This window comes from Actinomyces sp. oral taxon 897 (assembly GCF_002999235.1).
In the GTDB taxonomy this organism is placed as follows: Bacteria; Actinomycetota; Actinomycetes; order Actinomycetales; family Actinomycetaceae; genus Actinomyces.
The window spans coordinates 627,981-645,286 of sequence record NZ_CP027236.1; the positions used below are offsets into that span (position 1 = coordinate 627,981).

Genomic DNA, 17,306 nt, shown 5'->3' on the forward strand with positions numbered 1-17,306 from the left:
GGCCGGGCGGCCGCCGGTAGCGGACCGGCCCCACCGGGGGCCGCCAGCCGCTAGCCTGGGGGCGTGGACACCAAGCCCCTCACCGTCGCCGACGTCCTGAGCACCCTGCGCCAGGCCGCCCCGCCCGAGCTGGCCGAGCCCTGGGACTCCAACCAGCTCATCTGCGGGGACCCCGCTGATCCGGTCTGCTCGGTGCTCCTGGCCGTGGACCCCGTCACCGCCGTCGTCGACGAGGCGCTGGAGCGGGGCGTGGACATGGTGGTCACCCACCACCCCCTCTACCTGCGCGGCACCGACCACGTCAGCGCCACCGACGCCAAGGGATGCTGCGTCCACCGGCTCGTCCGGGCCGGGGTCGCCCTGGCCAACGCGCACACCACCTGGGACGCGGCCGCCGGGGGCGTGGCCGAGGCCCTGGCCGCGACCGTGGGCCTGGGGCGCACCGTCCCCCTGGAGCCCGCGCCCGGCGCACCCCACCTGGGAATAGGTCGGGTGGGGGACCTGGAGGAGGCTACCACCCTGCGCGACCTGGCCCACCGCGTCGCCGCCGCCCTGCCCGACTCCGCCCCGGGCCTGCTGGTGGGCGGGGACCTGCAGGCCACCGTCCGCCGGGTCGCCGTCAGCGGGGGTGCCGGGGACTCCCTGCTGGGGGCCGCCCGCGCCAGCGGGGCCGACGTCTTCCTCACCGCCGACCTGCGCCACCACCCGGCCAGCGAGCACCTGGAGGAGGGCCGCCCCTACCTGCTGTGCGGCACCCACTGGGCCACCGAGTGGGTGGGCCTGCCCCCGCTCGCCCGGTACCTGGAGCACGGCGCGGCCGCCCGGGGACGTACACTCACCACGTACGTGTCCGTGCTCGTCACCGACCCCTGGGCCCTGCGCCTGTCCACGGGCGTGACGGACGCGGACCCCGCCCCGGAGCCCCCAGAGTAAGGACCACGACCGTGACGAGCGCCCCCCTTGCCCAGCAGCGGCTGCTGATCGACCTGGCGCGCCTGGACGCCGACCTGGCGCGTCTGTCCCACGAGCGCCACGACCTGCCGGTGCTGCGTCGTATCGAGGCCACGGTGGAGCGGCTCAGGAGGAACCGCCGCGACGCCGCCGCCGCTGGCGCGGCCCTGGACGAGGCCCGCGAGCGGGCCGCCCGCTGCGAGCAGGACGTGGCCCAGGTGACCCGACGCGCCCAGGTCCTGCGTGAGCGCCTCCACTCCGGGGCCGCCCCCGCCCGGGACCTGCCCGCCATCCAGGGGGAGATCGACCAGCTGGGACGGCGTCAGGGGGTGCTGGAGGACGCGCAGCTGGAGGCCCTGGAGGCCCTGGAGACCGCGCAGGCCCGCCTGGACGACCTGGCCGCCCAGGAGGCCGGGATCCGCGCCGAGGGCCGGGAGATGACGGCCGAGCGCGACGCCGCCTTCGAGCGCCTGGACGCCGAGCGCTCACGTGTCCAGCGGTCCCGGGACGACCTGGCCGCCAGGATCGACGCCGACCTGCTCGCGGAGTACGAGCGGGTGCGTGCGGCCACCGGCGGCCTGGGCGCCGTCGCCCTGTACGGCAGCCGCCTGGAGGGCGGGACCGTCGAGATCGGCCCCCAGGAGCTGGCCCGTATCGCCGCCGCCCCCCTGGACGCCGTCGTCCACGCCGAGGACAATGACGTCATTGTGGTGCGTATGGAGCCCTGAGCCAGCTGGCCGCCCGGCCCTGGAATGGCCAGCCGCCCGGCCCTGGCCCCGGGCGGCGGGGTCGGCTAGAGTCAGGGTGCGGACGAGCCGACCGGGCGGCCGCGGTACCACCGAATAGTGGGCTGAGGAACGTCCGGGCTCCACAGGGCAGGGTGGTGGCTAACGGCCACCCGGGGTGACCCGCGGGACAGTGCCACAGAGAACAGACCGCCAGGCAGAGCCTGGTCAGGGTGAAACGGCGGGGTAAGAGCCCACCAGCGCGCCGGGTGACCGGCGCGGCTCGGTAAACCCCACCCGGAGCAAGACCGCACAGCAGGCGTCCGAGGGCTGCCCGCCCGAGCCTGCGGGTAGGTCGCGTGAGACCACCAGCAATGGTGGCCCAAGAGGAATGGTCGCCACCGCGGGCGAGCCTGCGGCAACAGAACCCGGCGTACAGGTCGGCTCACCGCAAGGCCGCGGCCCCCGGTTTTGTACCGGGGGCCGCGGTTGTCGCATGCGCTGGACTACTTGGCGGAGAAGTACAGCTCGGTGCCGTGGTGGTAGGAGACCGCGAAGACCCCGGAGTTGACCGCGGACTGGTCGATGAGGAAGGTGAAGTAGCCGGTGACGTTGCCGCCGTCACGGGGCATGGACTGCCTCTGGAACTCGTCCTTGGCGGAGTAGATGCTCTTGGCCTCCGTGGTGTTGCCGTTGTGGACGTAGTCAATGGACACGTCGTAGGAGCTCATCTGGCCCGAGCCGTGGTAGGTCACGTTCACCGGCACGCGGATGTAGACCTTGCCCGCCGGGGGCTCCTCGTAGCTGTACTTGCTCGCCGCGGCCTTGACCGAGTCGGTGGCGTTCCACTCCACGGCCCCCAGGGAGAGCTCGATGGTGGCGTCAGGGTTCGAGCTGTACTTGCTCTGGCCCATGGTCACCGAGGTGGTCGTGGGGTCGAGCGGGTTGTCCATGGTCGTGCCCTGGCTTCCCGGGGTGATCAGCGTGCCCGGGTCCGAGCTGGGGGTGGCGCTGTTGCCGGGGTTGGGCTTGGGGGCGGGGCCGGTGGTGGGGCCGGTGGTGGGGCCGGGCGCCGGGGCAGGTGTGGTGGTGGGCCCGGGCTCGGGCTGGGCGGGGGTGCTGGTCGTGGTGGGGTCGGCCTTGGGGTCACCGTCGCTGCTGGCGTACACGGCCACCACGACGCCAATGACCAGGACCACGGGCAGGCCCACCGCCAGCAGCCAGAACCACCACTGCTGGGTGACCTTCTTGGGGCTGCCGCCACCGGGGGCGGGCTGCCAGGTGCTCGGCGGGACCGGGCCCCCCGGCCCCGCTGGTCCGCCCACCGCGGGGGCTCCACCCGGGAAGGGGGTGTTGGGGGAGCCGGGGGCGGCGCCCCCGTAGGGGGAGGAGGAGTCCATGGCCGCGTAGGGGCTCGCCGAGGGGGCCGAGGACGCGGAGGCCACCGGGGCCGAGCCGACCATGGGGGCCGACACGCCGCTCATGGCCGCCGCGGCGGACTGGCCCATGGCCTGGGTGGGGGCGTCGTAGACGGCCGTGGCGGAGGCGTCGGCGGGGCCCGCCGCGTAGGGGCCGGCGTCAGAGGCCGAGGGGGCGGAGGCGCTCACCCCGGTGGGGGTGGCCACCGGTGCGGCGTCGTCGATCCAGACCTGCCAGCCCTCGGGCGCAGGCCCCCACGCGGGGTCCGGCTGCCAGCCTGGTGGCGGCACGAACCCCTCCGGCGGCGCCGGCCAGTTCGGTGGTGGGTTGAAGCGCAGGGCCATGGGAAACCTCCGGATGGGACGGGGCTCGACGTCGTCGAGCGGTGATGGCGGTGAATCTACCTGTTCAAGAAGGGTCACCGCACGGTAACGGCGTGCCGTGTCGGTGCGGTTGCGCCCAGGACGACCGTCCCGGGCGGCCAGGGGTGGTGCCGGGGGCTCAGGGCAGGGTCAGGACCTCCGCCCCGTCCTCGGTGACCACCAGGGTGTGCTCGAACTGGGCGGTCCGGGAGCGGTCCTTGGTCACGACGGTCCAGCCGTCGTCCCACTGCTCCCACTCGATGCCGCCCAGGGTGAGCATGGGCTCGATGGTGAAGACCATACCAACCTCCATGACGTCGGCATAGAGGGGGGCGGCGTCGTAGTGGGGGATAATGAGGCCGGAGTGGAAGGCCTCACCCACGCCGTGCCCGGTGTAGTCGCGCACCACCCCGTAGTCGAAGCGGCGCGCCCAGGCCTCGATGACGCGGCCGATGACGTTGATCTCACGACCTGGCCGTACCGCCTTGATGCCGCGTTCCATGGCGGTGCGGGTGCGCTCGATGAGCCGTGAGGTCTCCGGGTCCACCTGCCCCACCGGGAAGGTGGCGTTGGTGTCCCCGTGGACGCCGTCGAGGTAGGCGGTCACGTCGATATTGACCAGGTCCCCCTCCTTAAGGACCGTGGAGTCGGGGATGCCGTGGCAGATGACCTCGTTGACCGAGGTGCAGATCGACTTGGGGAAGCCCATGTAGCCCAGGCAGGAGGGGTAGGCCCCGTGGTCGCACATGTACTCGTGGGCGATCCTGTCCAGCTCGTCGGTGGTCACCCCCGGGGCGATCGCCGCCGCGGCCTCGGCCAGGGCCCGGGCGGCGACGCGCCCGGCGCGCCGGATCCGCTCGACCGTCTCCGCGTCCTTGACGTCGGAGGCGGTCACGTGCTCGGGCCCGCGGTGGAACATGTACTCGGGACGGGCGATGGAGCGGGGGACGTGCCTCGGGGCGGACAGGGTGCCGGGGACGAGGGTGCCGCGCGGGGCGCGGTCGGCCAGCTCGTCGGGGTGGGGGCGGGTGCCGTGGGTCATGGGCCCAGCATAGGAGCACCCCCGCCCGTGCCGGGGTCCACGTCCTGAGGTCCGAGGCTCTGACCTGCGTGGACAAGCATCCCCGCCCGTGTCGGGGCCCGCGGGTCGCGCCCGGGAGCGTGGGGCCCTGGCCGTCGGACCGCCCCGGGGCCAGGGGCGCGGCCGGGCCGTAGAATGACCTAATGGCCACCCTCCACCTCGTCCGCCACGGTCGTACCGTCCTCAATGAGCAGCACCGCACGCAGGGCCGTGCGGACTCGCCCCTGACCCCCCAGGGGCGTCAGGGGGCCCTGGCGGTGGGGGCCTACCTGCGCGAGGTGCCCTTCGTGCACGCCTACACCAGTCCCCAGGGGCGGGTCCTGGAGACCACGGACCTGCTCCTGGCCGGGCGCGAGGACGTCCCCCGCACCGTGCTGTCGGGGCTGCGGGAGTACGACTACGGCGTCTACGAGGCGGGGCCGGACGAGGTCATGCTCGCCGCCCTGCCCGCGCGCACGCACCTGCCAGCGGTCCTGGCCGGACGGGACCCGGGCGCCCCCGGCGGCATCAGCGCGCGCGACTACCTGGCCCGCACCGACGCCGCCCTGGCTCGGATCGTGGCCGACCTGCGCCGGTGGGGCGCGGGCGACGGGGCCGGGCCCCACGTCCTGGTCGTCTCCCACGGCATGACGCTCACGAGCCTGGTGGCCCGCTGGGTCGGCGCCCAGGTCCTGGGCAGGGAGCCCATGGCCAACTGCTCGGTGACCACCCTCGAGGTGGACCCGGCCGACCCGGCCCGCCCCAGGCTCCTGGCCTGGGCGGCCGACCCGGCCGGGCAGGGGGTCACCTTCCCGTCCGTGGACCTCGCCCACGCCTTCGACGGCGTCGTCCCGGTCCCGGTGGACCTCACCCACCCCGAGGGACTCACCCGCCCCCAGGGCGAGGCAGGTGCCTCCTGAGCCCGGGCGCCCGGGGCCGGGCCGGCCTTCCCCGCCGCCTCTGAGGTGCAGGCCCCCGGGTCCGGGGCCAGGAGGCCTGGGGCCCAGGATTGCCCAGGGGGCGTCAGGAGGCGAACCAGTGCTCCGGGGCGGGGAAGGAGCCAGCGCGCACGGCCTGCCCGTAGTCGGCGGCGGCCTGGGCCAGGGCGGCCCCGACCTGGCCGAACTTCCTGGCGAAACGCGGTGACCAGTCGGTCATGCCGGCCATGTCGGTCCACACCAGGACCTGCCCGTCGCAGCGGGCCCCGGCGCCAATGCCAATGGTGGGCACGTCCAGGGCCTCGGTGACGCGGGCGGCCAGCGGCTCGGGGACCATCTCCAGGACCACGCCCATGACGCCAGCCCGCTCAATGGCCAGGGCGTCGGCCATTAGCTCGTCGCCGGCCTCGCCGCGGCCCTGCACGCGGAAGCCGCCCAGGGCGTTGACGCTCTGGGGGGTGAAGCCCAGGTGGCCCATGACGGGGATCCCGGCCTGGGTCAGGGCCTGGATGGTGGCGGTACGCGCCCGCCCGCCCTCGAGTTTGACGGCGTTGGCCCCCACCTTCACCAGGCGTACCGCGCTGGCCAGGGCCTGGGCGGGGCCCGCCTCGTAGGAGCCGAAGGGCAGGTCCGCCACCACCAGGGCGCGGGTGGTGGCCCGGGCCACGGAGCGGGTGGCGACCACCAGCTCGTCGAGCTCCACCGGCAGGGTGGAGTCGTAGCCGAGCACGACGTTGCCCATGGAATCGCCGACGAGCAGCAGGTCCGTGCCCGCGGCGTCGAGGATCCGGGCGGTGGGGGCGTCGTAGGCGGTGAGCATGACGAGCTTGGTGCCTGCGGCCTTGGCCGCCGTGAGGTGGTGGACGCGCACGGGCCTGCCGCCGCCGACGACGGGCCCGTAGGGGGACTCGGGAGTAGCCATGGGCACAGCCTAGTTGCCCTAGGGTGGGGCCATGATCCTCGAGCGCACGATTGCCCCCGTCTTCGCCGCCAACTGCTACGTGCTGGCCCCCGCTCCCGGTGCGGCCGCGCTGGTGGTGGACCCGGGCGCCGGGGCGGCCCGGGGCGCCCTGGCCCTGCTGCGCTCCCACGGCCTGAGCCTGGGGGCGGTTCTGCTGACCCACGGCCACGCCGACCACGTGTGGGACACCAGCGCCCTGGTCGAGGGCGCCCGCGACCAGGGGCTCGTCCAGGAGGGCTGTCAGGTGCCGGTCTACGTCCCCGGGCCCGACCTCTACCGGCTTGACGACCCCGACGCCACCACCGGCATCCGCCTGGCCGAGGGCCTGACCTTCGCCGACCTGGCGGGCGGCCCCTGGGTGCGTCCGGAGGGGGTGCGCCCCTTCCCCGCCCGGGGCCTGTCCGAGGCGGTCGAGCTCGTCCCCGGCCTCGGGCTGCGGGGCGTGCCGGCCCCCGGGCACTCGGAGGGCTCCAGCCTGTTCCTGCTGGGCGCGTCCCTGGCCGACAACCCCCTGCTGTACGAGGCCGAGGTCCCCGCCCTGTGCGAGGCCGACCCCGCCCAGGCCGACGTGGAGCGCGACTACCTGCTGGCCCTGGACGGGGACGTCATCTTCAAGGGGTCGGTGGGGCGCACCGACCTGCCCGGCGGGGACCAGGTGCAGATGCTGGCCACCCTGCGGCTGCTGGCCTCGGTCCTGGACCCGGCCACGGTCCTGCTGCCCGGGCACGGGGCGGCCACGACTATGGCGCACGAGCACCGCGCCAACCCCTACCTGGCCGAGGCCAAGGTCCGCGGCGGGGACCTGCGGGCCTAGGGCGCCCCCGGGCCGGGAGCGGCACCACCGGGGCGGCGTCCCTGACGGACGTGTCACGGCCGCCCGTGAGGGGCGCGCACCGGGAGCGCAGCACCGGATGCCGCCCACCCCGGTACCACCGGGGCCGGTGAGGATCACACCACCTGCTCTCCCGGCCGACGGGCGGGGACGAGGGAGGGGACAGTAGACTCTGACGATCAGCACTCGGAGGGGAGTACTCCCACCAACAGCGGCGTCGTCACCACGGTGGAGCGTGCCGGTACCGTGCCACGGTCCGGACTCCCCCGGCGTCGCGGGCCCGGCCCGGTATGGGCGGGGCGGGAGGAGACCTCCGGTACCCGACCCGTACCGGAGGAGCACACGTGCACGTCCATGCCCTGGGGTGGGCGGCCCTGGCCGCCGTCATCCTGACCATGATCACGATCGACGTCGTCGGCCACGTCAGGGTCCCCCACGTGCCCTCCATGCGGGAGGCCGCCTGGTGGTCGGTGGCCTACGTGGCCATGGCGGTGGTCTTCGGGGGCGTGGTGTGGGCGGTCTGGGGCCACCCCTACGGGAGCGCGTACTTCGCGGGCTACCTCACCGAGAAGGCCCTGAGCGTGGACAACCTCTTCGTGTTCGTCATTATGATGTCCACCTTCCGGGTACCCCGCAGGTACCAGCAGGAGGTGCTCCTGGCGGGCGTCGTTATCGCCCTGGTGCTGCGCCTGCTCTTTATCCTGGCCGGGGCGGCCCTGGTGGAGAACTTCTCCTTCGTGTTCTACTTCTTCGGCGCCTGGCTGCTGTGGACGGCCCTGTCCCAGGCGCGCGAGGGGGTGTCCGAGCCCGGGACCCACGAGGAGGGGGAGTACGAGCCCAGCCGGCTGGTGCGGGCCCTGGCCCGGGTGGTGCCCATGACCGACGGCTACGTGGGCGGCAAGGTCCTGCACCGTCACGCCGGGCGCACCCTGGTGACCCCCATGCTGCTGGTCATTATCGCCATCGGCACCACCGACGTCATGTTCGCCATGGACTCCATCCCCGCGATCTACTCCTGGACCACCGAGCCCTACCTGGTCTTCGCCGCCAACGCCTTCTCCCTGCTGGGCCTGCGCCAGCTCTACTTCCTCATTGACGGCCTGCTGGACCGCCTGGTCTACCTCCACTACGGGCTGGCCGTGATCCTGGGGTTCATCGGCCTGAAGCTGGTCAACCACGCCCTGCACACCAACGAGGTCCCCTTCGTCAACGGCGGCCGGCCCTGGCACGTGGTCCCCGAGCCGGGCATCGGGGCCTCGTTGTGCCTTATCGTTGTCACCATGCTGGTCACGGTGCTCGCCTCCCTGACGGTGGGTCGACGCCGGGCCCGCCGCGACGCCGACCAGGCGCCCCAGCCCGGTCCCGTCACCTCCACCCCGGCCTAGCCCCCGGCCCCGACCGTATCCCAACCAGGAGGCGCCCATGAGCCCTGACCCGACACCCTCGCCCACCCAGGCGGACGGGGGACCGGACCCCCACCCGGGGCAGGACGACCCCGCGCCCCGCCGCGGCCTGAGCGCCGCCCAGGTGGCCGACGCCGTCCGGGCCGGGCGGACCAACGCCTACCAGGAGCCCACCTCGCGCTCCGCGCGCGAGATCCTGCGCGCCAACGTCTTCACCGTCTTCAACGCCATCCTCGGCGCCGCCCTGGTGGTCATCCTAGCCGTGGGCAGCTGGCGTGACGCCCTGTTCGGCTTCGTGCTGCTGATCAACACGGCCACCGGCACGGTGGCCGAGATCCGGGCCAAGCGGGCCCTGGACAGCCTGTCGGTCCTGGCCGCCCCGCTCACCCAGGTCATCCGTGACGGGACGGAGTCCTCAGTGGGCGTGGCCGAGGTCGTCCTGGGCGACCTCATCCGGGTCTCCAGCGGCGACCAGGTACCCGCCGACGGCGTGGTGGTCGAGCAGCAGGGCGTGGAGATCGACGAGTCCATCCTCACCGGGGAGTCGGCCACCGTCCGCAAGGAGCCGGGCGACCGGGTCATGTCGGGCACCACGGTGACCGCCGGCACCGCCCTGGTCACCGTGGACGCGGTGGGCGCCGACGCCTACGCCCACCGCCTGGCGGCCGAGGCCCGCCGCTACAGCGTGGTCACCTCCGAGCTCCAGGCGGGCACCAACCGGGTCCTGACCTGGATCAGCTGGGTGATCGTTCCCATGACCCTGCTGCTGCTGTGGTCCCAGATGCGCGTGGCCGGGGGCTGGTCGGCCGCCTGGGCGAACGGCGGCTGGCGGCACGCCGTCGTCCTGGCCGTGGCCGGGGTGGTCGGCATGGTCCCCCAGGGCCTGGTGCTCCTGACCAGCGTCAACTTCGCCGCAGCCAGCCTGTCCCTGGCCCGCCAGCACGTCCTGGTCCAGGAGCTGCCCGCCGTGGAGGTCCTGGCCCGGGTGGACACCCTGTGCCTGGACAAGACCGGCACCCTGACCTCCGGGGGGGTCGAGCTCCAGCAGATCCTGGGCCTGGACGACCACGGCCACCTCGTCGGTCCCGCGGGCCCGCAGGACCCCTCGGCGGACGGGCAGGACGGCTCCCACGGGCGCGCCTTGGCGGCCCTGGCCGCCATGGTGGGAGGCGAGGAGGCCAACGCGACCGCCCGGGCCGTGGCCGCCGGGCTGAGCGGGGTCACCCCCGCCCAGGGGGCCGGGCAGGTCCCCTTCTCCAGCGCCCGCAAGTGGTCCGCCCTGGCCGTGGAGGAGCCCTCGGGGCGGGCCCACTACGTCCTGGGGGCCCCCGAGATCGTCCTGGCCCCGGCCCTGGCCGCCGGTGACGACGCCGCCCGGGCGACCCTGGAGAAGGTCTCCGACCTGGCCGGTGCCGGCCAGCGGGTCCTGTGCCTGGCCCGCTCCACCGGCCTGTGGTACCTGCCCAGGGAGGGCGAGCCCAGCCTGCCCGAGGGCCTGCACGCCGTCGTCCTGGCCGTCCTGGCCGAGGAGGTCCGCCCTGACGCCGCCCGGACCCTGGGCTACTTCGCCGAGCAGGGCGTGACCGTCAAGATCATTAGCGGGGACAACCCCACCACGGTGGCGGCGATCGCCCGCGGCGTGGGCGTGCGGGCCCCCGACGGGGGGCAGGCCGAGGGCGTGGACGCCCGGGTGCTGCCCGACGCCCAGGAGGAGGAGGGGCGGGCCCTGGCCGACGTCCTGGAGACCGGTGCCGTGTTCGGCCGGGTCACCCCCGAGCAGAAGCGCGACTTCGTGCGCGCCCTGCGCTCGCGCGGGCACGTGGTGGCCATGACCGGCGACGGCGTCAACGACGCCCTGGCCCTCAAGGACGCCGACCTGGGGATCGCCATGGGCAACGCCGCCCCCGCCACCAAGGCCGTGGCCCGCCTGGTGCTCCTGGACGGGCGCTTCGCCTCCCTGCCCGGGGTGGTGGCCGAGGGGCGGCGGGTCATTGCCAATATGGAGCGCGTGGCCTCCCTGTTCCTGGCCAAGACCACCTACGCGGCCCTCATTGCCGTGGTGGTGGCCCTGGCCGGGATCTCCTACCCCTACCTGCCCCGCCAGCTGACCATTGTCTCCTCCCTGACCATCGGTATCCCTGCCACGGTCATCGCCCTGGCGCCCACCCACCAGCGCTACCGGCCGGGCTTCCTGGGGCGCGTGCTGCGCCTGGCCGTCCCGGCCGGCCTGGTGATCGGGGCCGGGGTCCTGGTCACCCGCACCTGGCTGTCCCTGGCCGGCGCCGCCTCGGGCCAGGTGACCACCGGGGCCACCCTGGTCCTGGTGCTCGGCGGGCTGTGGCTGCTGTCCTGCACGGCCCGGCCCTGGGTGTGGTGGCGGGTGGTCCTGGTGGTGCTCATGGCCGCCGCCGCCCTGATGACGGTGTTCCTGGAGGGGCTGCGCAGCTTCTTCGACCTGGCCTGGCCCGCCCCGCTGACCTGGGTGGTCCTGGGGACGGTCGGGGCGGGTGTGTGCCTGGGCGTGGAGCTGGTGGCCTGGTGGGCCTCCCGGGCCGCCCGCCGTACCCGCCCCTAGCCGCGGCGGCGTCGCACCGCGCCCGGTGCCCCTGAGGTGCCTTAAGGCGCCCCCAGGTGCACCCGCCGGGCGGTGCCGCGGGGTGGTGCCGCCGGGTGGTGGCCGGTGCCCCGACCCGGTGCCGGTCGGCGTCGGACACCGGGCCGCCTGCCCACGGGGCGGTCCACGAGGTGGTCTGGCCAGGTCGCAGGGGGCCGCGGCCTGTACGCTGGGTGGGCCGTGCCCCCCGACGTCAGGAGAAGTCCGTGGTCCTTCACTGGTGGTCCGTCCTGCCCTTCGCGGCCATGCTGGCCTCGATCGCGGTCCTGCCCCTGGTCCCCGCCACCGCCCACTGGTGGGAGAGGCGCTCCAGCCAGATGACGGTGTCCCTGCTCCTGGGCGTGCCCGTGGCCGCCTGGGTGTGGGCGGCCCTGGGCTGGCAGGAGGTGCTCGCCTCGGTGGTGGAGTACACGCAGTTCATCTGCCTGCTGCTGGCCCTGTTCGTGGTATCCGGGGGCATCTACCTCAAGGGCGACATTGAGGCCACGCCCCGCAGCAACACGGTCTTCCTGGCCGTGGGGGCCCTGCTGGCGTCCTTCGTGGGCACCACCGGGGCGGCCATGCTGCTCGTCCGCCCGCTGCTGGCCACCAACCGCGAGCGCCGCTACCGGGTCCACACCGTCATCTTCACCATCCTGGTGGTGGCCAACTGCGGCGGCCTGCTCACCCCGCTGGGCGACCCGCCGCTGTTCCTGGGGTTCCTGCGGGGCGTGCCCTTCACCTGGACCCTGGGCCTGGCCCCGGAGTGGCTCTTCGTCAACACCATGCTGCTGGTGGCCTACTACTCGCTGGACTGCTTCTACCACTCCAAGGAGCCTGCCAGCGCCGTCAGGCAGGACCGGGCCCAGATCGAGCCCCTGGGCCTGCGGGGCGCGGGCAACTTCGTGTGGTTCGCGGTCATCGTCCTGGCCGTGGCCCTGGCGCCCTCCGTGGACGTGGAGGCCATTGAGGCCGGCCGTGCCACCCTGGTCAGCTGGCTGCCGGTGCGTGAGGTCATCATGCTCACCGCCGCCGGGCTCTCCTACCGCCTGGGGGACCGGCGGGCCCGGTTTGAGGACAACCAGTTCCAGTGGGGGCCGATCGCCGAGGTCGCCACCCTGTTCGTGGGGATCTTCCTGACCATGATCCCGGCCCTGGCCTACCTGGACGAGGTGGCCCCCCACCTGCCCATGAACGAGGTGACCTTCTTCGTCTTCACCGGGGGGCTGTCCTCCGTGCTGGACAACGCCCCCACCTACGCGACCTTCTTCGAGGTGGCCCGTCACGTGGCCGGCCCCGGGGGGGCCGTGGTGGCGGGGGTCCCCGAGGTCTTCCTGGTGCCTATCTCCCTGGGGGCGGTGCTGTGCGGCGCCATCACCTACATCGGTAACGGCCCCAACTTCATGGTCAAGTCCGTGGCGGAGGCCGACGGGGTGGTCATGCCCGGCTTCGGCGCCTACGTGGGGCAGACCTTCCTGCACCTGGTCCCGGTCCTGGCCGCCATGGTCCTGATCTTCGTCGCCGACGGCCTGGTCACCACGGCTGTCGGCGTGGGCCTGGCGGCGGCGCTGCTGGCCAAGGACGCCGTCCTGGTCCTGCGCAGCAGGCGCCTGGCCCTGGCGGACTGACGCCCCGGGGACGTGCCCTGGCCGGTGACGTGCCCTGGTCATTGGCGACGTACTTTAGTTGCCGGCGACGTACCCTGGAAGCCTTCTAAGGTACGTCCCTGATAGCTATCGTACGCCCTCGGTGACTAGGGTACGTCCCCGGCAATGACGGGGGCGGTGACGAAGTCAATGAGCTCCTCCACGCGCCCCAGCAGGGCGGGCTCCAGGTCCTTGTAGCTGCGCACGCTGCCCAGGATGCGCTGCCAGCCGCGGGCGACGTCGGCCTGGGTGGCGTGGGGCCACCCCAGGGCCTGGAGGGTGCCGTGCTTGACGTCGGTGCCCCGGGGCACCTCCGGCCAGCGGCGCAGCCCCACCCGCTCGGGCCGCACGGCCTGCCACACGTCCACGTAGGGATGGCCCAGGACCAGGACGTCGTCCCCGCCGGGCAGGGAGCGCACCCTCTGGGCGATCCGGGACTCCTTGGAGCCCGCCACCAGGTGGTCCACCAGGACGCCGGCACGCCGGGCGGGGCCGGGGCCGAAGTCGGATATGACCCGCTCCAGGTTGTCCACGCCGTCGAGCATGAGGACGACCACCCCCTCGTGGCGCAGGTCGTCGCCCCAGACCTTCTCCACGAGCTCTGCGTCGTGCCTGCCCTCGACCCAGATCCGTGAGGCCCGGGCCACCCTGGCGCGCTCACCGGCCACGGCGTAGGAGCCCGAGGCGGTCAGGGCGCGGCCCGCGGCGCTGACCGGGCCGGTGGGGCGGACGCGCCCAGGCGGCGGGGCCAGGACGACGGGCCGCCCCTCCAGCCAGAAGCCGGGGCCCAGGGGGAAGCCGCGCCGCAGCCCGTGGCGGTCCTCCAGGACCACCAGGTAGGTGCCCCCCGACTTCTCCACGGCCACGACCGCCCCCACGAACCCGGTCTGGCGGTCCTCCAGGACCATGCCGGGCTCCGCGGCCACCTCCACGGAGCGGGGCCGGGTCGCGGCGGGGCCCACGCGGTGGGGGTCGGTTGCCAGGACGTCGGAGCCGTAGCGGTCGGCGGCCCCGGGGGCTCGCGGTGGGGCGGGGTCCTGTCCATGGCCGCGAAGGTCCTGTGACCGTGCCCCGGGGCCACGCGGTGGGGCGGGGTCGCGGCGGGGACGGGCGGGCGTAGCGGTGGCGGCCTGCTGGCGCAGGGCGGCACGGCGGGCCGCGGTCGATCCGGGTACGGGCCGGTAGGGGTTCACGACGGGCACGGTAGGCGAAGGTCACGGGCGCACCCCTGGGGGCGCGCCGGACCCGGGCGTAGGATGGCACTCACGGACACCGAGTGCTAAGGGGGCGGGACGCCCCCGGCGGGAAGGAGGAGCAGTGCCCAGTGAGCGCAGGCTGCAGGTCCTCTCCGCCATCGTGACCGACTACGTGCGCACCCGCGAGCCGGTGGGCTCCCGGGCCCTGACCGAGCGCTACCGGCTCGGCGTCTCCCCGGCGACCATCCGCAACGACATGGCCGCCCTGGAGGACGAGGGCTACATCTACCAGCCCCACACCAGCGCCGGGCGGGTCCCCACCCAGAAGGGGTACCGGCTCTTCGTGGACGAGGTCGCCCGTGTCAAGCCCCTGTCGGCACCCGAGCGCGAGGCCATGACCGCCCTGCTGGCGGGGGCGGTGGACCTGGACCAGGTGGTGGTGCGCACCGTGCGCGTCCTGGCCCAGCTCACCGGCCAGCTCGCCGTGGTGGAGTACCCCAGCCTGCGCCGCACCGCCCTGCGGCACCTGGAGCTGGTGGCCCTGGGGCCCGCGCGCCTGCTCATGGTCATTGTCACCGACACCGGGCGGGTGGAGCAGCGTACCGTGACCCTGGCCGGGCCCGGGCCCCAGGTGGTGGGCGCCCTCGACCCCCTGGTCCTGGAGCGGCTGCGGCTGCGGCTCAACGCCGCCCTGGTGGGGCGCCGCGCCCAGGAGGTGGTGCCGGTCCTGACCCACCTGGCCGAGCAGGCCCCTGACGACGAGCGCACCCTGCTGGCGGCGGTCATAGGCGAGCTGGTGGCCGCGCTGCGCCCCGACGCCGAGGAGCGCCTGGCCGTGGCCGGCACCGCCAACCTGGCCCGCTCCACACCGGACTTCTCCTCCCTGGGGCCCCTGCTGGACGCCATCGAGGAGCAGGTGGTCCTGCTGCGCCTGCTGAGCCCCGAGACCGACGAGGACCCCACGGGCGATGAGGACCCCACGGGCATGCGGGTGAGCATCGGCAGCGAGAACCACGACGACGTCCTGGCCGAGGCCTCCGTGGTCACCGCCGGCTACGGCGTCGGCCAGGGCCGGGTCCTGGCCCGCCTGGGGGTCATCGGCCCCACCCGCATGGACTACCCCGCCACCATGACCGTGGTGCGGGCCGTGGCCCGCTACCTCTCCCGGTTCATGGCCGGGCCCGCGGGGTAGGGCGCCACCCGCACCCCACACCACCGGGCGGACGCGACGCCGTCGGCCCTCCCAACCACAACGCGCCCAGCGTGAGAAGGACAACAGTGAGCGACTACTACGAGGTCCTCGGCGTCACCCGACAGGCCGACGCCGAGGAGATCAAGAGGGCCTACCGACGCAAGGCCCGCCAGCTCCACCCCGACGTCGCCGGCCCGGGCCACGAGGAGGAGTTCAAGGAGGTCACGGTCGCCTACGAGGTGCTCTCCGACCCCGAGAAGCGCCAGGTCTACGACCTGGGCGGCCAGGACGCCCTGCGCGGGGGCCCGGGGTTCACCGGCGACTTCGGCACCTTCTCGGACATCTTCACCTCCTTCTTCGGCGGCTCCATGACCCAGCGCGGACCCGCCTCCCGGGCCCGCCGCGGCCAGGACGTCCTGGTGGCCGTGGAGGTGGACCTGGCCGACGTGGCCTTCGGCGCCACCCGTACCGTGGAGGTGGACACCTACGTCACCTGCGGACGCTGCCACGGCGCCTGCGCCGAGCCGGGCACCGAGCCGGTGACCTGCTCGACGTGCAACGGCAGCGGCTCCGTGCAGCGCATGGCCCGCTCCTTCCTGGGCAACGTCATGACCAGCTCACCCTGCCCCGACTGCCGGGGCTACGGCACCGTCATCGTCACCCCCTGCAAGGAGTGCTCCGGGCAGGGGCGGGTGGTGGCCCACCAGGACATCGAGGCCACCATCCCCGCGGGCGTGACCACCGGCACCCGTATCCGCATGCCCGGCCGGGGCGAGGCCGGGCCCGCCGGGGGGCCCGCCGGGGACCTCTACCTGGAGGTGGTCGAGAAGCGCCACGACTTCCTGGAGCGTCAGGGTGACGACCTCCACACCGAGCTGCGCGTGCCCATGACGGCCGCCGCCCTGGGAGCGACGTTCTCCATCGACACCCTGGACGGGACGCGCCAGGTCTCCGTCAAGGCTGGCACCCAGGGCGGGGACGAGGTGGTCCTCAGCGGCCTGGGCGTGGGCCGCCTGCGCCGTCACGGCCGCGGCGACCTCCACGTGAGCATCGTGGTGGAGACCCCCACCCGCCTGGACGAGCGCCAGAGGACGCTCCTGCGCGAGCTCGCCGCCCTGCGCGGGGAGGACAGCTACCCGCCGGCCCGCGACGAGGGCCTGCGCGGGAAGATCAAGGACAAGCTCGCCGGACGCTGAGGGCCGGCCCCCAGGGGCGCCTGCGCGCCCGGTCAGCGGGAGCCGGCCGGACGCGGCCCGAAGACCGCCTGGCCCACGCGCACACAGGTCGAGCCCTCCTCGACGGCGAGCTCGAGGTCCCCGCTCATGCCCATGGACAGCTGGCCGTCACCGACCGTGCCGTCCTGGAGCCCGGCGTCGCGCAGGGCGCGCACGGTCCGGAAGCACTCGCGGACGCGCGCCTGGTCACCGGTGCGGGCGGCCAGCGTCATGAGGCCGCGCACCCGCAGCGAGGAGAAGACGGGCAGGGCCGCCAGGAAGGCGGGCACCTCAGCGGGCTCGAGGCCGAACTTGGAGGCCTCGCCCGAGGAGTTGACCTGCACGTAGACGTCCAGGCCCCGCCCCGCCGCCTGCAGGCGACGGTCCAGGGCCTGGGCCACGCGCAGGGAGTCCAGGGCCTGGAACTCGTCGGCGAAGGCCGCCACGTCCCCGGCCTTGTTGGTCTGCAGGTGGCCGATGAGCACCCAGCGGATGCCCAGGTCCGCCAGTGCCCGGGCCTTGCGCCTGGCCTCCTGGACCTTGTTCTCACCCATCTGGGTGACGCCAGCGGCGTGGGCGAGCCGCAGCCGCTCCTCGGGCACGGTCTTGGACACCGGCAGCAGGCGGATCCCGGCGGCGGGTCGCCCGGCGCGCTCTGCGGCCCCGGCGATCCGGGCTCGTACGGCCGCCAGGTTGCGGCGGAGGTCCTCCACGGTGGCGGGTACGGCCTGGGGCGCGGGGGAGGGGGCCCGGTCCGGGAGCTGCGGCTCGGTCATGCGCGTGACGCTAGCACCGGTGCGCCGGCGCGGGCTAC

At 74.2% G+C, this 17,306-nt stretch carries 14 protein-coding genes and 1 other RNA gene; 10 read left to right on the plus strand and 5 right to left on the minus strand.

Annotated elements, in window-relative coordinates:
• Positions 1-63: 63 nt before the first annotated feature.
• The 3 genes from C3V41_RS02545 to rnpB all read left to right on the plus strand — a co-directional run bounded on the left by C3V41_RS02545 (position 64) and on the right by rnpB (position 2,128).
• Entirely contained in the window at positions 64-933 is an 870-nt protein-coding gene (locus tag C3V41_RS02545; RefSeq protein WP_106108971.1) for a Nif3-like dinuclear metal center hexameric protein, read from the plus strand.
• An 11-nt stretch (positions 934-944) separates the two neighbouring features.
• Entirely contained in the window at positions 945-1,679 is a 735-nt protein-coding gene (locus tag C3V41_RS02550) for a zinc ribbon domain-containing protein (protein ID WP_106108972.1), read from the plus strand.
• A gap of 83 nt (positions 1,680-1,762) precedes the next feature.
• Positions 1,763-2,128: RNase P RNA component class A (gene rnpB / locus C3V41_RS02555), an RNA gene on the plus strand.
• Positions 2,129-2,182: 54 nt separating this feature from the next.
• Here rnpB and C3V41_RS14140 read toward each other — a convergent pair.
• Both C3V41_RS14140 and map read right to left on the minus strand, forming a co-directional pair.
• Positions 2,183-3,439, minus strand: coding sequence for a hypothetical protein (locus C3V41_RS14140; RefSeq protein WP_106108973.1), 1,257 nt, complete (start codon positions 3,437-3,439; stop codon positions 2,183-2,185).
• Between the two features lie 157 nt (positions 3,440-3,596).
• Positions 3,597-4,499: a type I methionyl aminopeptidase gene (gene map / locus C3V41_RS02565; protein ID WP_106108974.1), complete on the minus strand. Its 903-nt coding sequence runs from the start codon at positions 4,497-4,499 to the stop codon at positions 3,597-3,599.
• A gap of 182 nt (positions 4,500-4,681) precedes the next feature.
• Here map and C3V41_RS02570 point away from each other — a divergent pair, with 182 nt between their 5' ends.
• Positions 4,682-5,437: a histidine phosphatase family protein gene (locus C3V41_RS02570; RefSeq protein ID WP_106108975.1), complete on the plus strand. Its 756-nt coding sequence runs from the start codon at positions 4,682-4,684 to the stop codon at positions 5,435-5,437.
• Between the two features lie 103 nt (positions 5,438-5,540).
• On the opposite strand, the gene panB is transcribed toward C3V41_RS02570, so the two are convergent.
• Positions 5,541-6,377, minus strand: coding sequence for a 3-methyl-2-oxobutanoate hydroxymethyltransferase (gene panB / locus C3V41_RS02575; protein WP_106108976.1), 837 nt, complete (start codon positions 6,375-6,377; stop codon positions 5,541-5,543).
• Between the two features lie 31 nt (positions 6,378-6,408).
• Here panB and C3V41_RS02580 point away from each other — a divergent pair, with 31 nt between their 5' ends.
• From C3V41_RS02580 to C3V41_RS02595, 4 genes are all read left to right on the plus strand, one after another.
• Positions 6,409-7,230: an MBL fold metallo-hydrolase gene (locus C3V41_RS02580; protein WP_106108977.1), complete on the plus strand. Its 822-nt coding sequence runs from the start codon at positions 6,409-6,411 to the stop codon at positions 7,228-7,230.
• 362 nt (positions 7,231-7,592) lie between these two features.
• On the plus strand, positions 7,593-8,633 hold the full coding sequence (locus tag C3V41_RS02585) for a TerC family protein (protein ID WP_106108978.1): 1,041 nt from the start codon (positions 7,593-7,595) through the stop codon (positions 8,631-8,633).
• A 37-nt stretch (positions 8,634-8,670) separates the two neighbouring features.
• Positions 8,671-11,226 (plus strand): HAD-IC family P-type ATPase, encoded by a 2,556-nt coding sequence (locus C3V41_RS02590; RefSeq protein ID WP_106108979.1) that lies wholly within the window; start codon positions 8,671-8,673, stop codon positions 11,224-11,226.
• Positions 11,227-11,471: 245 nt separating this feature from the next.
• Positions 11,472-12,872, plus strand: coding sequence for a sodium:proton antiporter (locus C3V41_RS02595; protein WP_106108980.1), 1,401 nt, complete (start codon positions 11,472-11,474; stop codon positions 12,870-12,872).
• A gap of 125 nt (positions 12,873-12,997) precedes the next feature.
• Here the strand turns inward: C3V41_RS02595 and C3V41_RS02600 are convergent, their stop codons facing one another.
• Entirely contained in the window at positions 12,998-14,083 is a 1,086-nt protein-coding gene (locus C3V41_RS02600; protein WP_217350948.1) for a DUF3097 domain-containing protein, read from the minus strand.
• A 124-nt stretch (positions 14,084-14,207) separates the two neighbouring features.
• Between C3V41_RS02600 and hrcA the strand changes: the two genes are divergently transcribed.
• Entirely contained in the window at positions 14,208-15,278 is a 1,071-nt protein-coding gene (hrcA, locus tag C3V41_RS02605) for a heat-inducible transcriptional repressor HrcA (RefSeq protein WP_106108981.1), read from the plus strand.
• A gap of 86 nt (positions 15,279-15,364) precedes the next feature.
• Positions 15,365-16,474: a molecular chaperone DnaJ gene (gene dnaJ, locus C3V41_RS02610; RefSeq protein WP_106108982.1), complete on the plus strand. Its 1,110-nt coding sequence runs from the start codon at positions 15,365-15,367 to the stop codon at positions 16,472-16,474.
• A 32-nt stretch (positions 16,475-16,506) separates the two neighbouring features.
• Here the strand turns inward: dnaJ and C3V41_RS02615 are convergent, their stop codons facing one another.
• On the minus strand, positions 16,507-17,268 hold the full coding sequence (locus C3V41_RS02615; protein ID WP_174714745.1) for a YggS family pyridoxal phosphate-dependent enzyme: 762 nt from the start codon (positions 17,266-17,268) through the stop codon (positions 16,507-16,509).
• Positions 17,269-17,306 lie beyond the last annotated feature (38 nt).

Excerpts from the sequence above, each read along its gene's own strand:
- C3V41_RS14140 (WP_106108973.1), bottom strand. The coding sequence starts at position 3,439 with ATGGCCCTGCGCTTCAACCCACCACCGAACTGGCCGGCGCCGCCGGAG.
- map (WP_106108974.1), bottom strand. The coding sequence starts at position 4,499 with ATGACCCACGGCACCCGCCCCCACCCCGACGAGCTGGCCGACCGCGCC.
- C3V41_RS02570 (WP_106108975.1), top strand. The coding sequence starts at position 4,682 with ATGGCCACCCTCCACCTCGTCCGCCACGGTCGTACCGTCCTCAATGAG.
- panB (WP_106108976.1), bottom strand. The coding sequence starts at position 6,377 with ATGGCTACTCCCGAGTCCCCCTACGGGCCCGTCGTCGGCGGCGGCAGG.
- C3V41_RS02580 (WP_106108977.1), top strand. The coding sequence starts at position 6,409 with ATGATCCTCGAGCGCACGATTGCCCCCGTCTTCGCCGCCAACTGCTAC.
- C3V41_RS02590 (WP_106108979.1), top strand. The coding sequence starts at position 8,671 with ATGAGCCCTGACCCGACACCCTCGCCCACCCAGGCGGACGGGGGACCG.
- C3V41_RS02615 (WP_174714745.1), bottom strand. The coding sequence starts at position 17,268 with ATGACCGAGCCGCAGCTCCCGGACCGGGCCCCCTCCCCCGCGCCCCAG.